Origin of the sequence: Saccharothrix longispora (assembly GCF_031455225.1) — a bacterium.
In the GTDB taxonomy this organism is placed as follows: Bacteria; Actinomycetota; Actinomycetes; order Mycobacteriales; family Pseudonocardiaceae; genus Actinosynnema; species Actinosynnema longispora.
On sequence record NZ_JAVDSG010000001.1, the window covers coordinates 3,505,281 to 3,522,675 of the forward strand.

Annotated in this window: 6 protein-coding genes; all 6 read right to left on the reverse strand. The window is 73.9% G+C overall.

Annotated features, from left to right (window positions below; translation table 11 throughout):
* Positions 1 to 9 precede the first annotated feature (9 nt).
* Genes J2S66_RS14255 through J2S66_RS14280 form a run of 6 tightly spaced genes read right to left on the reverse strand, consistent with a single transcriptional unit; the run spans position 10 to position 17,317 of the window.
* A complete protein-coding gene (locus J2S66_RS14255; protein WP_310307494.1) occupies positions 10 to 1,158 on the reverse strand; it encodes an SDR family oxidoreductase in 1,149 nt (382 codons plus the stop codon).
* The gene (locus J2S66_RS14260; protein WP_310307496.1) at positions 1,155 to 2,723 is read right to left on the reverse strand and encodes a PfaD family polyunsaturated fatty acid/polyketide biosynthesis protein; all 1,569 of its coding nucleotides are present in this window, start codon (positions 2,721 to 2,723) and stop codon (positions 1,155 to 1,157) included. The genes J2S66_RS14255 and J2S66_RS14260 overlap by 4 nt, the downstream gene beginning before the upstream one ends.
* The gene (locus tag J2S66_RS14265; RefSeq protein ID WP_310307497.1) at positions 2,720 to 2,890 is read right to left on the reverse strand and encodes a hypothetical protein; all 171 of its coding nucleotides are present in this window, start codon (positions 2,888 to 2,890) and stop codon (positions 2,720 to 2,722) included. The genes J2S66_RS14260 and J2S66_RS14265 overlap by 4 nt, the downstream gene beginning before the upstream one ends.
* Positions 2,887 to 8,715 carry an SDR family NAD(P)-dependent oxidoreductase gene (locus tag J2S66_RS14270; RefSeq protein WP_310307498.1) on the reverse strand — a complete coding sequence of 1,943 codons (5,829 nt, stop codon included), beginning with the start codon at positions 8,713 to 8,715 and terminating at the stop codon, positions 2,887 to 2,889. The genes J2S66_RS14265 and J2S66_RS14270 overlap by 4 nt, the downstream gene beginning before the upstream one ends.
* On the reverse strand, positions 8,712 to 9,992 hold the full coding sequence (locus J2S66_RS14275; protein ID WP_310307499.1) for a wax ester/triacylglycerol synthase domain-containing protein: 1,281 nt from the start codon (positions 9,990 to 9,992) through the stop codon (positions 8,712 to 8,714). Before J2S66_RS14275 ends, J2S66_RS14270 begins: the two co-directional genes overlap by 4 nt.
* A gap of 5 nt (positions 9,993 to 9,997) precedes the next feature.
* Entirely contained in the window at positions 9,998 to 17,317 is a 7,320-nt protein-coding gene (locus tag J2S66_RS14280) for an SDR family NAD(P)-dependent oxidoreductase (protein WP_310307501.1), read from the reverse strand.
* Positions 17,318 to 17,395 lie beyond the last annotated feature (78 nt).

The following is a 17,395-nucleotide window of genomic DNA, read 5'->3' on the forward strand; positions in this document are numbered from 1 at the left end:
GAAGTCCTACTAGCGGTGGTACAGGTAGGAACCCACCGCGGCTCGGAGATAGGCGGTGTCCGGCGGTGCCGGGTCGGCGATACCCTTCGTGGCCTCGCCGAGGTGACGGCGGTCGTAGCGGCGGTCGTGGCGAAAGAAGCTCAGGAACGGCGACACGACGTCGTAGAACAGCCGTTGGACCGGGGACGGAGCGACGGGCGGGGAACCGAAGGTCAGGCTCATCCGGGGCAGGTGGTGCGCGATGGCCGCCAGCAGGTCGGTGTTGGCGGTCTCGTGCGGGCTGACCAGGTGGTAGGTGTCGACCAGGTTCGCCGGTGGTCGGGCCGCGACGGCGAGCATCATGCGCACCGCGTGCTCGACCGGCAGGCAGTTGATCGTGCCGTTCGCCCGACCCGGCAACGGGAGCGGCAGCGACGTGTCGCTTCCTGGCATCCCGGACAGGTAGGTGTCGGCCGCCGTGAGCAGCGGGCTCGGTGCTACCGGGCCGTCGCCGAGGAACGGTGAAGCGATGCGGGCCAGGGTGGCGAACGTGTGGCCCGGCGCGCCGTCGGGAATCGGTAGGTCGGTCAGCAGCAGGCTCGGTCGGTACACGTTGACCGGGCGGTGGTGCCGTCGCGCCCAGGAGCGGACCAGGACCTCGGCGTCGTACTTGGACGCCTCGTAGTAGTTCTCGAAGCCCGCCGAGTCGTCGAGCTCGTCTTCAAAGACCGTGCCGTCGCGCCGTCCGCCGGCGACGTAGGCGGTGCTCACGTGGTGCACGCGCGGACGTCGCACACCGGCTGCGGCCAGGTCGAGCACGGCCTGGGTGCCCACGACGTTCTGTGCGGTGAACGGGTCTCGGGGACCGGTCAGGGCAACCAGGGCGGCGCTGTGCCACACCGTGTCGAGGGAGTCGGCGAGCCGCCGGTACGCGGTCGGGTCGAGCCCGAGGCGCGGCTTGCCGACATCGCCTTCGACCACGGTCACCAGGTCGTCGGCTCTGGCGAGGAGGGCGGTGTCGGCGCCCGCGGCGGCGAGTGCGCTCATCAGCCGGTCGCGGGAGGGGCGATGTGCTTTCGGGCGCACCAGGGCGGTGATCGGTTCGTCCCCGCTGCCGAGGAGTTCGCGCAGCAGGTGTGAGCCCAGGAAGCCGGTGGCGCCGGTGATGCCGGTGGTCACGGTGTGTTCTCCCGTTCGATGCGGTAGCGCGTCCACTCCTGTGGCAGCCGGACGCCGGCGAGGGTGAGTTGGTTGAGGCGCGCCAGGTGCGCGGCTCCGCGCAGGAGGTGCCGGTTGACCTCGGCGACCCGGCGGTTCGACCACTGCTCCAGGTGGGAGCCGCGCACCCAGTCGTTGAAGGCGCCCATCGCCGGGCCGCACCAGATCTGGTAGTCCGCCTCGCGGTCCGGCTCGCCCGCGACCGCCCAGCGCGAGGACATCGCCAGGTACCAGCGGAACACCATCGCCATGGCGCGCTTGGGGTCGGCGGTGGCCCGGGTGACGGCTGCGGGGTCGGTGGTCATCTTGTGCTCCACGGCCTGCCGCCAGACCTCGTCCAGGTCGTACCGGAACACCCGCTCCAGCCGGTCCCGTTCCTGCGCCGGGAGGGCGTCGAGGCCGTCGTGGTGCTCGTAGAGCTGGTGCAGGCGCCGGGCGTGCACGGGAAACCGGCTGGCCGCCCGCAGGACCTGGACGGTGGTGCCCGCCTCGAATGCCACGGGTGACGGCGCGGACTCGAAGTCGGTGATCCCGGCGGCGGCGAGCATCCGCCGTGCCGCGTCGGAGGTGCCCGCCTCCACACACGCCTGGTTGATCGAGCCCGTGACGACGTACGCCGCGCCGAGGGCGAAGGCGGCGAGTGCGGCGTGCGGCGTGCCGATCCCGCCGGCGGCGCCGATGCGGACCGGCGCGGCGTAGCGGTGCTGCCGCTGAACCTGGTCGCGCAGCGCGACGATGGCCGGGAACAGCACGGCGAGCGGACGCCCGTCGGTGTGCCCACCGGAGTCGGCCTCCACGGTGATGTCGTCGGCCAGGGGCAGCCGTTCGGCGAGCCGGGCCTCGTCGGCGGTGAGCCGGCCTTCGGCGACCAACTCGTCCACCTGCGCGCGGTCGACCGGGCGCAGGAAGCGAAGGGCGATGTCGGGGTGCGCGACCTTGGCGATCAGGCGGTTGGCCGGGACGACCGCGCCGGAGCGGTCTTCGGTGATGCCGGACAGCCGGTAGTGCAGCACCTCCTTGCTGATCAGCATGTTCCCCGACACCTCCAGGCAGCGCACCCGGTGGCGGGTGAGGCAGCGGATCAGCTCGACCATGCCCCGCTCGTCACGGCCGTCGTGGATAAAGTTGACGGCGAAGGGCAGGCCGGGGATCTCCCTGGCCAGCCGGGCCACCGCGGCGCCCACGTCGCGCAAGGGCACCGCAGCGGCTCCGTAGGAGGCGAGGAACCCCGCCCTGGCCATCGCGGTGACCAGGGCGACGGAGGCGATGCCGTGCGCCATCGACCCGGCCATGAGGGGGAAGCGGGTGCCGTGGTGGCGGGCGAACCCACTGTCGCCGAGGCGTTCCGGTGGCACGGCGGGCGCGCTGGCCAGCAGTGACAGCCCCGGTGTCGCCGGGTACCGGGTGCTCGCACCGATCCCGCGCCCGGTCCGCACGATGAAGCAGGGCCGGTCCAGCGCCTCCAGGACCCGCCGAATGCCCTCGGGGTCGTGACGGACGGCGTCGTCCACCACGACGGCGGTCACGCCGCACCGCCTTCGAGCGACCGCGTCTGGAGCGCGTGGTGAACCTCAAGGGCGGAGGCGTGCGCGCGGGCCACGGTGTCGCGCAGTCGCCTCAGGTCGTCGGACCGAGGGGGGTGCGGGAGCGCGGCGAGCAACGGTTCGCCGTCGAACGAGAGGACGTCGTTCACCGCACGACCCCGGCCGCCGGTCGCCACGTCGAGGGGTGGGGCATCCGCAGCATCTTCAGCCCCGACACGCGTTGCAGGACGCGGCCGTCGGCGGCCGACGCGGTCACGTCGACCCGCACCTCCAGGCCGTCCTCCCCCGGCGACCGGACCTCGATGACGAACGGCTCCTCGGCGGGCAGCCGGTCGGACATCCGCCAGGTCGCGACGCCGACCGGCAGGCACACCGAGTCGTGCCGCTTGACGACGAACAGCCCGGCGGCCTGCACGAGCTGGTCGGCCAGCACCGTGCTGTGCAGGCGGCCCGCGAAGGCGCCCGCGGCCAGGTCGGTGTCGGGCACCGCGCACTCCAGGACCATCCCGGAGTCGTCCTCGGCCAGCACGCGGCGCAGCCCGCGCAGGGTGGGGCCGCAGAACAGCACGTCGAAGTACTCCGGGCGCGGCGTCGGCGGTGCGGCCAGCTCCTCGTGCCAGGCCCGGCCGCGCTCCTGGTCGCGCGACACGCGCCTGCTCGTCACGAAGGTCCCGGCGTACCGAGGTGTGCGGCGGTCGTCCGGGCCGACGCTGGTGATGGTCACGCGCAGCGCTCCGCCTTCGGCGGGCAGCACCTCCGCGGTGAACGCGGACCGCTCGTCGCCGTCGAAGACCAGGCCCTTGTGCACGGCGAAGTCGCGGCACTCCACGACGTGCTCACCGGGCTGGAGGTGTTCGAGCACGTTGGCGCACCAGCCCACCGCGCCGGTCAGCGGCAGCACCGGGTACTCGTCGATGGTGTGGTCGCGCAGCACCGGCTCGGCGACGAGGTGGTCGAGTCGGCGCACGACCCGGCGGCCGGTCGGGGGCAGCGGCGCCGAGGGCGCGGGCAGCGCGATCGGTGTGGAGACCACGACCACCGGGGACCCCGTGCCGCGGTCGGCGAACACCTCCTCCACGAACCGGGCCGAGCCAGCCTCCTTGCTCATCACCCGCGTGCCGGCCATCTCCAGGCCCGCCCGCAGCGTCTCGGTGATCATGCCGCCGCGCCAGGGACCCCAGTTGATCGCGACCACCCGGCACCGCGGGTGTGCCGCCTGCCAGTCGTGGGCGAACCGGTTGGCCACGCCGTTGGCCACGGCGTAGTCGGCCTGCCCCGTGTTGCCGATCAGCCCCACGACCGACGCGAACAACACCAGGTGCCGCAACCGCAACGGGTCCAGCGCGCCGAGCACGTTGTGCAGGCCCACGACCTTGGCGGCGAGGACCCGTTCCACGTCCGCGAGGCCCTTGCCCCGCAGGGGGCCGTCGTTGATCTCGGCAGCGCCGTGGACCAGGGCGGTGACCCGGCCGGCGTGCGGCGCGAGCGCGGCGATGACGGCGTCGCGGTCGGTGACGTCGACCGCGACGTACTCGGCCGTGGCGCCGGCCCCGGCCAGCGCGGCGAGGGTGTCCTCGACCTCGCGTCGGGCTCGCGCGGCGGCTACCAGGGCCTCGAACTTCGCGGGCGGCAGGACCTTGCCGGTGCCCCGTAGGTGGTCCAGCAGGGCGGCGGGCAGGCCGTCGGTCGGGACTCCCGTCACCCACGCGGGCTCGTCCTCCCGCCCTGTGCGACCGAGCAGTACGAAGTGACACGGCGCCCGGTGGGCCAGTGCGACCACGCACGACGAGGTGATGCCGCGCGCGCCGCCGGTCACCACGACCACGTCGTCCCGGTCGAGCGCCGGGTGCGGCGCCGGGGTCGACGGCAGCGGGACCAGCCGGGCGACCCGGCGGTCGACGCCGTCGTGGAAGACCTCGTTCACGTCGGTGGCCGCGTCGTCCAGCTCCCGCAACGCCGCCTGGGCCGCGCGTTCGGCGGACAGCTCGGCCGACAGCACCACCGACCGGCAGAACAACTGCGGCGCTTCGTGCGCCAGGGTCTTGGCCAGTCCGCCGAGCGCCGAGGTGGGCACGCCGCGCCCCAGGCTGACCGCGAGGAACGCGGCGCGCGCGCCGGTCGCTGCGGTGGCGCACAGCGGGTCCAGCAGCCGCTTGGCGGTCAGCAGGGCGTGCGCGTGGCGGCGGACCGCGTCGGGCGCGGTCTCGTCGACGCTCGCGTCCGGCGCGACCACGAGGTCCACGCGACCTGCCTCGGCGAGCACCGCGTCCAGCGCCGCGGCCAGGGAGTCCTCGGTCCAGTCCGCGTGCGGCAGCGCGTGCACGCGCCACCCGCGGACTGTGAGCGCGGCGGCCAGGGCTCGGCACAGGTCCCCGCGGTCGTCCACGAGCACCGCCCGGGGCTCGTGGTGGTAGGCGCTCTCGACGACGTCCATCTCGGGCAGCGGGACCAGCCGGACTTCGGAGCGCACCACGTCGGCGTCGTCGGCGTCCTCGCCGAACAGCTGTCCCCGCAGGCCGACGAGGAGTTCGACGGTGTCGTTGAGCGTGCGGATCTCGACGAACTGCTGGATGCCCATGCCGTCCAGGCTGCGCACCGGGTACCGCTTCCACAGCTCGCTGAGGATCTCGGCGCGCTTGAGCGAGTCGATGCCCAGGTCGGTTTGGAGGTCGAGGTCCGGTTCGAGCATGTCGACGTGGTAGCCGGTCTTGTCCGCCACGACCCGGAGCAGGGTCTCTCTCAGCTCGTCCGGGTCGACGTCTTCGATCGACATCGGACGAGGGGCCTGTGCCGGGGCGGGAGCGGGAGGTGGTGCGAGGGCGGGCAGGGTGACCGGGCAGTCCGGCGCCGGACGCGGTGGTTCGAGGACGGGTGGCGCGATCGGCGTCGGGCTCGGTGTCGGCGCCAGTCCGGGGTCGGCGCCCGCAGGGCCGAGGAGGGTGCTCAGCACCTCGTTCGCCCGGATGTGGGCCTGTCCCATCGCGATGCTGTGCTGCGCGACGGCGGCGACCCCCGCCGCCAGGTCGGGCCGTTCGACGTGCCGGACCAGGTGCTCGGCCACCTGCAACTGGCCGTCGAGGTAGCGCTGGTGCAGCGCGACGTGCTCCGCGGCGACACGCGCCCAGTCGTCGTGGGCGGGTGCCGGCTCGGCGGTCGGGAGCGGGTGCGGAACCTGGATCGGATCAGGGCGCGGGGCTTCCAGTAGGTCGTTCTGCGCCTGTCGCCGTTCCTCGGACAGGTACCAGGTGCCGCGCAGCACCACCGAGGCTGCCGACGGCGGCTTGGTGGGCGTGGCGCGTGGCGCGTGCCTGTTGATGCCGCGCACCGACAGCCCGAGCACCGCCAGCCTCAGCGCGGCAGACTTGAGCTGCATGTCGTCGCGGCCCGGACCGCCGTCGGTGTGCACGGCGACGACGTCGTCCGCGTCGAGGGTCCGCCGGACGAGGTGGGTGAGGATCTGCTTGGGCCCGAACTCGACGAAGACCCGGAACCCCTCCCGGTACAGCTGCCGGACGCGGCCGGCGAAGTCGACGGGGCGGCGGAGCTGCTCCACGAGCAGCCGTCGGTTCGCCTCGACGTCGGCGCCGTACTCCGCGCCGGCGACGTTGCTGTAGACCGGCGTGGCCGGCGGGCGCAGTTCCACCCCCTGCACGGCGTCGGCGAACACCGGCACGGCGTGGTCGACGTGGGGGGTGTGGAACGCGCATGCCACCGGCAGCCGCACCGCCACGACGCTCGCGGCGCCGCACGACCGGGCGAACCGCTCGACGGCGGCCGTCGCACCGCCCACCACGACCTGGTCCGGTGCGTTGTGGTTGCAGATCAGCAGGTCGGGTTCGGTGCGGATCATCTCCTCGACGGTGGCGGCGGTGGCCGTCACCGCGACCATCGCGCCGGGGTCGGCGGTGGAGGTCGCGGGTGGCCGCATCGCCGCACCTCGGGCACGGGCGAGCCGGTGGAAGTCGTCGTCGACCAGTGAACCCGCCGCCCACAGGGCGGTCAGCTCGCCGAAGCTGTGCCCGAGCACGCCGTCGGGGCGCAGGCCGCAGTCGCGCAGGAACCGGTACTGCCCGGCGGACAACGCGCCGATCGCCGGCTGGGCGTGCTCGGTGCGGCGCAGGACGGCCTCGGCGTCACCCGCCCCCGGCGGCGGGAAGACCACGTCCGCCAGGTCCGGCGTGAACCGGCAGGCGGTGTCGAACGACTGCCGCACCGAAGGCACGCCCAAGATCTGCCAGAGCCCCATGCCGACGTACTGGCTGCCCTGGCCGGCGAACAGCGCGGCGATCTTGGGCCGGCCGGGCAGCGCGCGACGCCGGTAGTGCACCCCGCGCAGGTGGTTCCACTCCTGCTCGTCGGCACGCGCGTCGAGCAGGTCCAGGGTCAGCGACCGTAGTTCGTCGAAGTCACGGGGATCCACGGCGACGAATCCCACCCGCGCGTGGGTTTCGGGCACCGCCTGGGTGTCGTCCCACTCGGCGCCACCGGCGACCTCGAAGCGGAGCAGTGCCGGGTCGGCGCACGCCCATAGGTGCGCCGTCGCGCCCCGGTGGCCGGTGGTCAGCGGTGGTTCGCCGTGCTCTTCCAGCACGACGTGGAAGTTGGTGCCGCCGAACCCGAACGCGGAGACACCGGCCCTCTTCGGACCGCGGGCGTCCTGCGCCCACGGCCGCGTGGTGGTGTTGAGGTAGCAGGGGGCGTCGTCGCGGGTGAGCGATTCGGTCGGGGTGTCGACGTTGATCGTGGGCGGCAGCACCTTGTGGTGCAGGGCCAGCGCGGCCTTGATCAGCCCGGCCGCGCCCGCCGCGCCCTTCAGGTGCCCGATCTGGGACTTCACCGTGCCCAGCGCCACCCGCCGGGGCTCGGCGCCGGCCTCGGTGAGCACCGTGGCGAGCGCCTGAAGCTCCACCTCGTCGCCGACGGGGGTGCCGGTGCCGTGCGCCTCGAACAGGCCGACCGTGGCGGGTGAGCAGTCCGCGTCGGCGTAGGCCCGGCGCAGGGTGGTCGCCTGCCCGTCGTGCTTGGGCGCGTAGATGCTGGTGGCGCCGCCGTCGCTGGCCGAGCCGATGCCGCGGATGACCGCGTAGACCCGGTCCCCGTGCGCGACGGCGTCGTCGAGCCGCTTCAGCGCCAGCATCCCGACGCCCTCGCCGATCAGGGTGCCGTCGGCGCGGGCGTCGAACGGGCGGACGGTCTCGCTGCGCGACAGGGCCGGCGTGCGGCAGAAGCTGACGAACGAGGTGATCGAGTTGTCGGCGTCGCAGCCACCGGTGATCATCAGGTCGGCCCGGTGCTCCACGAGTTCGGTGACGGCCATCCGCACCGCGGCCAGCGAGCTGGCGCAGGCCGCGTCGACCGTGCAGTTCATCCCGCCCAGGTTCATCCGGTTCGCGACGCGGCCCGCGATGACGTTGCCGAGCATTCCGGGGAACGAGTCCTCCGACCACGGCAGGTAGAAGTCACGGAACCGCTCCGCGATCTCGGTACTGCGTTGTTCGTCCACACCGGACTGCCGCAGCACGGCCCGCAGCACCGGCAGGTGCAGGCGGGGCACCAGCATCTGCGCGATCGACGGCGCACCCGAGTAGCCGAGCACGACGCCGGTGCGCGCCGGGTCGAACCAGTCGCGGTCGCAGCCCGCGTCGCGCAGGACGTCGCGGGCGACCAGCAGGCTGACCAGCTGCACGACCCCGGTCGATTCGATCGTCGCCGGGGGCATGCCGAACTCGACCGGGTCGAACCGCAGGCTGGGCAGGAACCCGCCACGCCGGCAGTACGTCTTGTCCTCGGCGTTCGGGTCGGGGTCGTAGTGGTCGGCGCTGCGCCAGTGGGTCTCCGGCACCTCGGTGATGCAGTCGACGCCCCTGGTGACGTTGGTCCAGAACTCCTGGACGTCGCGTGCGCCGGGGAAGACACCTGCCATCCCGACGATGGCGACGGGGTGGTCGGCGAGTACGGCACGAACGTGGGTCATCGGTCTCTTCCATGAGGTGACGGGAGTGCCGGCAGCGAGGCGAGTTCGCCCAGCGACTGGATCCACAACTTGCACAACACGTCGGGCCGCGGGAGTGCCGCGTCCGCGGTGACGTGCAGGGACACCCGGTCCCCGTAGGCGCCGAGCACCACCCCGAACGGCCGCCGGTGGGGCAGGAACCCGATCGGCAACGCCTCGGTGATCGGGTTGCCGCGATGACTGACCCGGTGGCCTAGCGACGCCACGTTGCTGGCGACCAGGTCGATGTGCCACCGCCGGTAGGTGCACCAGAACAACGCCCTCACCACCAGGTCGGGCAGCACCTCGACGCCGGCGCGCATCACCTCGGCACGCCGGCGTTGCCCCGCGGTGTTCGCGCTGCCCGCGACCAGGGCGAGTCTGCGGCGGGCGTCCGGTTCGCCGCACGGCAGGGGCACCCGCAGGTTGACCACCTGGTTGCCGAGCCCGTCGTCGACGCCGGTTGCCCTGGTGTCGACCGGTACCAGGGCCCAGAGCGTGCGCGGTCCCGAGCGCCACGGCGTGTGCGGCCACTGCCGCAACGCGCCGGCGAGGGCGGCGAGGTAGACCTCGGTGCCGGTGACCCCGTGCTGCCGGCCGATCGAGTGCAGCCGGTCGACGGTGGTGTCCGCCCAGGCCAGCCGGCGGGCGCCGGTGAGATCCCGGCTGGTGAAGGCCCGCCCGGCCGGTGGTGCGAACCCACGCAGGTAGCGCGGTGTCCCGGCGACCACCTCCCGCCACGCGTGCAGCCGTGGTTGTCGCACGGACGCGGTGACGGGCACGGGCGTGCGGAGGTCCGAGCCGAGCAGCCGGGTGCCCAGTTCCACCATGCCCACGCCGTCGGCCAGGGCGTGGTGCACCCGGAACAGGACCGCCTCCCCTTCGGCGGCGTCGCGGAGGACGACGAGCTGCCACAGCGGCCGGTCGAGCGGGAGCCTGTCGGCCAAGACCTCTTCGACGGCGGCGCGCAGCCCGTCGGGCGCGGCCGACCTCACCTCGCGCACGTGGTGCCGGAGGTTGGGTTCGGCCGCGGCCCACCGCATCGGCAGCCACCTGCGCCGCGGCCGGTGAGGCACCAGGCGCAGGTCGGGCGCCGCGTCGAGGCGGACGGCGACCAGTGCCCGCCACTCCTCGACCGACCTGCCGAGCGGTTCGGCGAAGCGCAGCAGGACACCGATCTCGGTGCCGTCCTTGCCTGCCGGCCTGTCGCAGTCCAGGTAGGCGTTGTCCAGCGGTCGGAGCGGGCGATGCGCCGTCACGCCCGTCATCGGAGGGCCACCCGGGAGGTCGTCCGGTGCAGCGCGATTCGGGCCAGCTCGATGATCGACCCGCCCTTGGCCGCCTCCATGACCGACAGCTCGCAGCCCAACTGCTGCCGCACCGCGACGAGGAACTCCGCGCTCATCAGTGAGTCCACCCCCAGCCGGTCCAGCGGCACGGTCTCGTCCACCCGCTCCGGTGCGGTCTGCAGCACCGAGGCGAGCAGCTCGGTCATCGCCTGGCGGAGCAGCGCGTGCCCCTGCTCGGGCGTCGCGGCGGCCAAGGACCGGTGGAACTCCCGCGGGTCGCGGGCCGCCGCACCGACCGCGGCGGGGAACAGACCGGCCATCCGGGGCGAGCCCAGACCGGGCAGGAACCTCCTGGCCGGGTTGCGGCCGATGCCGGCCAGCACCAGAACGTCGGTGTGGTCGCCGAGCACCTGCCCCAACGCGGCCAGGGCCACCGCCGGACGGACGGGCCGCAGCACCTCCGCGACGCTGTCCTGCAGACCGCTGCGCGCGACGTGGCCCACCTCGGAGATCGCTCCCCAGCCGATCGCCTGCCCCGGCAGGCCCCGGCCGCGCCGGGCACGGGCAAGGGCTTCCAGGAAGAGGTTGCCCGCGACGTAGTTGGTCTGGCCGTGCAGGCCGATCGTCGCGGCGGCGGAGGAGAACAACATGAAAAAGTCCAGGTCGATGCTCGCGGTCAGCGCGTCGAGCACGACCGCGCCCTGCGCCTTGGGCCGCAACGCTGTGTCGAACCGCCGGTCGTCCGACTCGGTCAGCGGCGCGTCGTCCAGCACCATCGCGGCGTGCAGCACACCGCGCAGCGGGTGGCCGGAACTGTTCACCTCGGCGAGGACCCGCCGCATCGCGCTCCCGTCGGCGACATCGGCGGCATGGGCCGTGGCCGTCACGCCCGAGCGGGCGAGTTCCGCCAGCAGCTCAGGGCCTTCGAGGGTGTCGGCTCCCCTGCGGCCGACCAGCGCCAGGTGCCGGGCGCCATGGGCGGCCAGCCAGCGTGCGGAGGCGGCGCCGAACCCGCCGAGACCTCCAGTCACCAGGTAGGTGGCGGTCCCGTCCAGCCGCACCGCGGCGGGCGGTCGTTCGACCGGCACGTCACCGCCGTGGGAGACGACGACCTTGCCGATGTGCCGGGAGTGGCGCAGCAACTCGAACGCCTCGGCCACCCTCGCGACCGGGTACACCACGTGCGGCAGCGGGCGGTACGCACCGGTCCCGATGTGCTCGGCCACCGCCGTGAACAGGCCCGACCGGACGGCGGCGTCATCGGGTGACAGAGAGCTGAGGTCGACGCAGAACATGCTCGCGTTGCGGCGCAACGGCCGCAGCGGCACTTCCCGGTCCTCCACGATGTCCCGCTTGCCCAGCTCCACGAACCTGCCGTGCGGCCGCAGCAGCTCCAGGCTGCGCGTGAGCGCCTCGCCGGCCAGGGAGTTGAGCACCACGTCCACACCGCGCCCGCCGGTGATCGCCATGACCTCGGCGGCGAAGGCCAGACCGCGGGAGTCCAGCACGTGCTCGACCCCGAGCGAGCGCAGGAAAGCACGCTTGACCGGTGATCCGGCCGTGGCGATCACCGTCGCCCCGCGGCGGCGCGCGCACTGCAGCGCGGCGAGGCCGACGCCGCCCGCTCCGCCGTGCACCAGGACCACTTCGCCGGGCGCCAACCGGGCCAGGGTCACCAGGCCGTACTCGACCGTCGCGGCGGCCACGGGCAGCGTGGCTGCGGCGGTGAACGGCATGTCCTCGGGCAGCGGGATCACGAACTCGACGGGCGTGACCACATCGGAGGACAGTGCCCTCGCCGCGAACGCGGCCACCCTGTCCCCCGGTCGGACGGAGGTCACCTCTGGGCCGACGGCGGTCACGACCCCGGCGCACTCCAGGCCGAGCGCGCCGCCGTCGAACGATTCCGCGCACGCCTGTGGCGGCAGCGCACCCGTCGCCAGCATGACGTCGCGGTAGTTCAGCGCGGATGCCCGCACCGAGATGACCACATCCTCCGGACCCGGCGTCGGGTGTGGCGCGGTGATCCAGGCGAGCCCGAACGACAGTCCCACCTGTCGCAGGTCGAGCCGGTACGACGTGCGCACCCGGTCCACAAGCGGCTTCGCCTCGACCACGCGTGGGACGAAGCGCCCGGCCGCGGTGAGCACGACCTCGTCCTCGTCGGAGGGCGTGAGCAGCTCCCGGGTGAGCCGTCCGGCGTCATCGGCCCCGCGGTGCAGGGACAACCGCCGGATGGTGAGGTCGGGGCGTTCACCGGCCAGGGACCGGGCCACGCCCCAGGTGGCCGCGTCCGCGGGGTGATCGGGCCGCTCCGGCCCGGGCAGCGCCCCGCTGGGCCGGGTGACCAGCCACAGCGACACCGTGCCCGCGCCGGCACGGCGGTCGCACGCCGTGGCCAGGGCGCGCAGCACCGAGGCCCGCCGGGTGGCGTGGTGCACCACGTCGGCGGTCGGGTGCTCGGCCAGCACGAGGACGACGTCCACCTCGGCGCCCGCGTCCCCGAGCAGTGGCGCCCACCGGTCGACGTCGGCGGCGGCGGTCATGGTGTGGGTGTCGCCGGACCCGGTCAGGCGCCGGGCGAGTCGCGCGACGAGATCTGACTCGGTCTCGTCCTCGGCCACGAGGACCCACCGCACACCCGTGCGCACGGGTTCCGGCGGCACGACCGGTGGGTTGGTGCGAGCGGCGCGGCTCGCGACGATGACCGCGCCCGCGCCGTGCACCGGTCCCCGCTCGGCGCCGACCTGGGCGACCTCGTCGAACCCGCACCCGTCCAGCACGGCGGGCCACTGCTCCCGGGACAGCAGCGGCGACCGGGTGCGCAAGTCGGTGTCGGTGTGGCGCCAGAACCCGTCGAGCACCCCGAAGGGCAGCGCCAGGTACTCCGGAGTGTGCGCCTCGTAGGCCAGCAGCAGTCCCCGGTCGGTCAGCAAGTCGGCCACCGAGCGCAGCGACCGGCGCAGATCGGCCGTCGCGTGCAGCACGTTCGAGGCGATCACGACGTCGAACGAGCCGGGGACGAACCCCTGGGACGCCGGGTCGTGGTCGAGGTCGAGCACCTCGTAGCGGACGAAGTCGTGCTCCTGGAACCGCGTGCGCGCGCGGGGGAAGAACCCGTGGCTCTGGTCGGTGAAGACGTAGTGGGCGCGTTCCGGCGGCAGCACGGGCAGCACCGCCGCGGTCGCACCGCCGGTGCCGCCACCGACCTCCAGCACCCGCAGCGGCCGGTCCTCGGGCCAGTCGGCGACCACCGCGCGCACCATCGTCCGGACGAGCTGGTTGAACAGCCCGTAGACGGGCGCGACGTCGTAGTACTGCTCCAGGAACCGCGCGGCCTCGGTGAAGATCAGCTCCGTCGGGTCGACGTGCCCGCCCAGGACGTCCGCCAGCCGGCCGCCCACGTGCGAGCTGATCACCAGCTCGGGCAGGTGCTGGGGGTGCTCCGCCACCGCCGAGGCGAACATGGCGTCCGGGTCGGTGTGGCCGGTCAACCGCCATCGTCCCCCGTCCTCCCGGTGCGCCAGCCCGTTCTCCTCGACGGCGGACAGCAGCAGCTCGACCAGCCGGGTGTGCTTGGGCAGCATCCCCGCGGTCACCAGGTCGTCGGTGGTGAACAGCCGCCCGACGGGCGTGAACTGCTGCAGTGCAGAGGCGGCGTAGTGGGCGGAGCACGTCACCAGGCGTGGCAGGAACCCGTCGTCCAGGCGCTCGAGCTCGTGGCGCGCCCAGGCCACGTCGTCCGCCGCCGCGTCGACCACCTCCCGTGCTCCCGGCAACGGCGCGTGGGCCCCGTTCCCGAGCGGCGCGGCCCGCAGCACGGTGCGCAGCCGATCCAACCGGTCGGCGCCGGCCGCGTCGAACCGGCGCAGCACCACGTCGTCCAGTTCCACTGCGACGACGCCGAAGTCGTCGGCGACCACCACGTCCCACCGGACGTGCGCGTGGTCCCGGTGGCGGGAGCGCACGTGCACGAACCCGGTGCGCGACGGGGCGCGATAGCGCCGGACGGCCCCGATCGCCGCGGGCAGGAAGGCGCTGTCCGGGGCGGCGTCGCCGAGCAACGGCGCACCTGCTTGCAGTGCGCCGTCCAGCACGGCGGGGTGCGCCTCGTAGCCGGTGAGCGGACCCTCGTGGTGGTAGCGCGCGACCACCTCGTCCGGTCCGACGCGCAGTTCCCGCAGGACCCGGAAGCTCGGGCCGTAGTCCAGCCCAGCCTCGGCGGCGGACCGGTAGTGCCGTTCGACCGGCACGTCGAGCACGCCCGGCCGGTCGGCGTCCAGGTCGAGGACCGGCGGGCTCGCCTGCCACAGGCGGCGGACCCGTCCGGTCGCGTGGACCCGCCACGAGTCCGCGTCACCGGTCCGGCCGGCGACGCGCAGGGTGCCGTCCTCGGCCAGTGAGCACTGCAGGCTGGTCGTGACGTCCTCGTCCCAGGGCAGCACCAGCGCCTGGTCGATCCGCAGGCCGGTGACCTCCACGGCGTCCCCGTGGACCCGTGCGCCGGCCGCCAGCGCCATCTCGACGTACCCGGAGGCGGGCATCACCACGGCGCCGCCGACGCGGTGGTCGGCCAGCCACGGCACCCGCACCGGTTCGACCACGTCCTGCCACGTGGGGTCGGCGACCGGCATCCGTTCCCCCAGCAGCGGGTGGTCGGTCGTCCCGGTGCCGCTGGAGCGCACCCACCGGTCGGTGTCCCCGTTCCAGTGCCGCTCCCGCTGCCACGGGTGGGCCGGCAGCTCCACGACGTTCCCGCGGCGGGGGAAGTAGACGTCCCAGTCGACCGGCGCGCCGGCCGCGACGAGAGCTTCGGTGGCGGCGCGGATCGCCGGTCCGCCGGGCGAGTCCCGGCGCAGGGTCGGCAGCACCAGCGCTTCGGGGGCGAGCCTGCGCAGGTAGGTGCGCAGCACCGGGTGTGGCCCGATCTCCACGAACGCGTCGACGCCCTCGTCCAGCAGGTGTCGCACGGCGGGGGCGAAGGCGACCGGTTCCCGGACGTTGCGCCACCAGTACCGCGCGTCCAGCTCCGGACCGGTGATCGGCCGCCCGGTCACCGAGGACACCATCGGCACCACCGCGCGGTCCGCGGCCAGGCCCGCGAGTCCGGCGCGGATCTCGTGCTCGACGGCGTCCATGACCGGGCTGTGGAAGGCGTAGTCCAGGTCGAGCTCGCGGAAGAACACGCCTCGCGCCGCCAGCTCGCGGCCCAGGTCCGCGAGTTGACCGACGTCACCGCTGATCGTCACGTCCTGGTCGCTGTTGATCCCGGCGAGCGACAACCCGGGCCGGCTCACCAGCAGTCGCGTCGCCTCGGCCGCGGGCAACCCGATCGCGGCCATGCGACCACGGCCCGCGGTGCGCCCCTGGGCAGCGCTGCGCACGGCCAGCACCCGGCACGCGGAGCCCAGGTCCAGCGCGCCCGCGACGTGCGCCGCGGCGATCTCCCCCACGCTGTGTCCCACGACCGCCGCCGGGACGATCCCGCGCGCCCGCAGCGCCGCCACGACGCCGACCTGCACGGCGAACAACGCGGGTTGGGCGAACTCGGTGCGGCGCAGCCGGGAACGGCGGGGCCGGGCGCGCAGCTCGTCGAGCACCGACCACCGCTGGTGCTCCCGCAGCGCGGTGTCGACCTGCTCGACGGCCGTCCGGAATGCGAGGTCGTCGAGCAGGTCGACACCCATCCGCGCCCAGTGCGCGCCGTTGCCGGTGAAGACGAACACGGCCCCGCCGGCGCTCTCCCGAACCGTTTCGGGTTGCTCCGCGAGCGCACGCAGCCGGTCGGCGGCCTCGCGAGGGTTCTCCGCCAAGACCGCCGCGCGGTGCGAACGTCGGCCGCGGCGGCGGGTAGCGGTATGGCAGAGGTCGTAGAAGTCCCGCGGCGCGGTCCGGTCGGCCTGCTCGGCCAGCAGCGCCGCGGCCCGGGCCAGCGCCTCCCGCGAGTGCCCCGACACGACGACCGGCAGTGCGCGTACCCGGTCCACCACGGGGTTCGGGCCCGCAGGCCCGCAGGTCAGCACGACGTGGGCGTTGGCGCCGCCGAAACCGAACGAGTTCACACCCACGACCGGCCGACCGGAGTGCTTCAGCGGGGTCCGCCGGGCGACCGGGGCGAGCCCCAACCCGGCGAAGTCGATCGCCGGGTTGAGCCGCTCGCCGTGCAGCGACGCCGGGATCTCGCCGTGCCGCAGCACCAGCACCGCCTTCAGCAGCCCGGCCAGGCCGGACGCCGCCTCCAGGTGCCCGAGGTTGGTCTTGACCGACCCGATCGGCAGCGGACTCGTCCGATTCCGTCCCAGCGCCCCGCCCACCGCGGCGCACTCGGCCGGGTCACCCGCCGGGGTGCCGGTGCCGTGCGCCTCGAAGTACACCAGTTCACCCGGTTCGACCCCCGCCCGCCGGTACACCTCCCGCAACAGGGTTTCCTGCGTCTCCGCGCGGGGCGAGGCGAGACCGGCGGTGCGTCCGTCGCAGTTCACCCCGCTGCCCGGGATCACCGCGTGCACCCGGTCCCCGTCCCGAACCGCGTCCGACAACCGCTTGAGCACCACCACCGCGCCGCCCTCGGCTCGCACGTACCCGTCCGCGTCGGCGGAGAAGGTCCGGCAGCGGCCGCTGGGCGAGAGCATCGACGCCTGGGCGAACCCGACGTGCGTGGCGGGGTTGAGCAGCAGGCTGATCCCGCCGACCAACGCGAGCTCGCCCTCACCCGCCGCCAAGCCCCGCACCGCCTGGTGCAGGGCCACCAGGGACGAGGAGCAGGCGGTGTCGACCGCCAGGCTCGGACCGCGCAGGTCGAAGAAGTGCGACAACCGGTTGGCCGCGATCGAGTTCGCGCCGCCCGCGTTGGTGTAGGCGTTGATGCTGCGCACGTCGGTCTGCTGCAGGGTGCTGTAGCCGCTGTCGGTGATACCGACCACGACCGCCGCGTCCGACCCCGCCACCGCGCGGGCGTCGATACCCGCGTCGTCGAGGGCCTCCACCGCCATCTCCAGCAGCAGCCGCTGCTGCGGGTCGACCCGGGCCGCCTCCTTCGGGGACATGCCGAAGTAGTCCGCGTCGAACGCGGCGAGGTCCACCCCGGTGAGCACGCCCGCGGCGCGGACGTAGCTCTTGCCCCGACGCGGCCCCCGCTCGTCGATGAACCGGTCCACGTCGAAGCGGTCCGACGGGATCTCGCCCACCAGGTCCCGACCGGCCGACAACGCCGCCCACAACCCGTCGAGGTTCGTGATGCCGCCGGGCAGCCGGCAGGCGACACCGATGACGGCGACAGGGTCGTGCTGGGTCAAGGAGGGCTCCGTGCCAATCGGTGCGAGGCCGTCGCACTCCAGTCAGGAGCGGCAAGATCTACCGGCCGGGTTCATCGC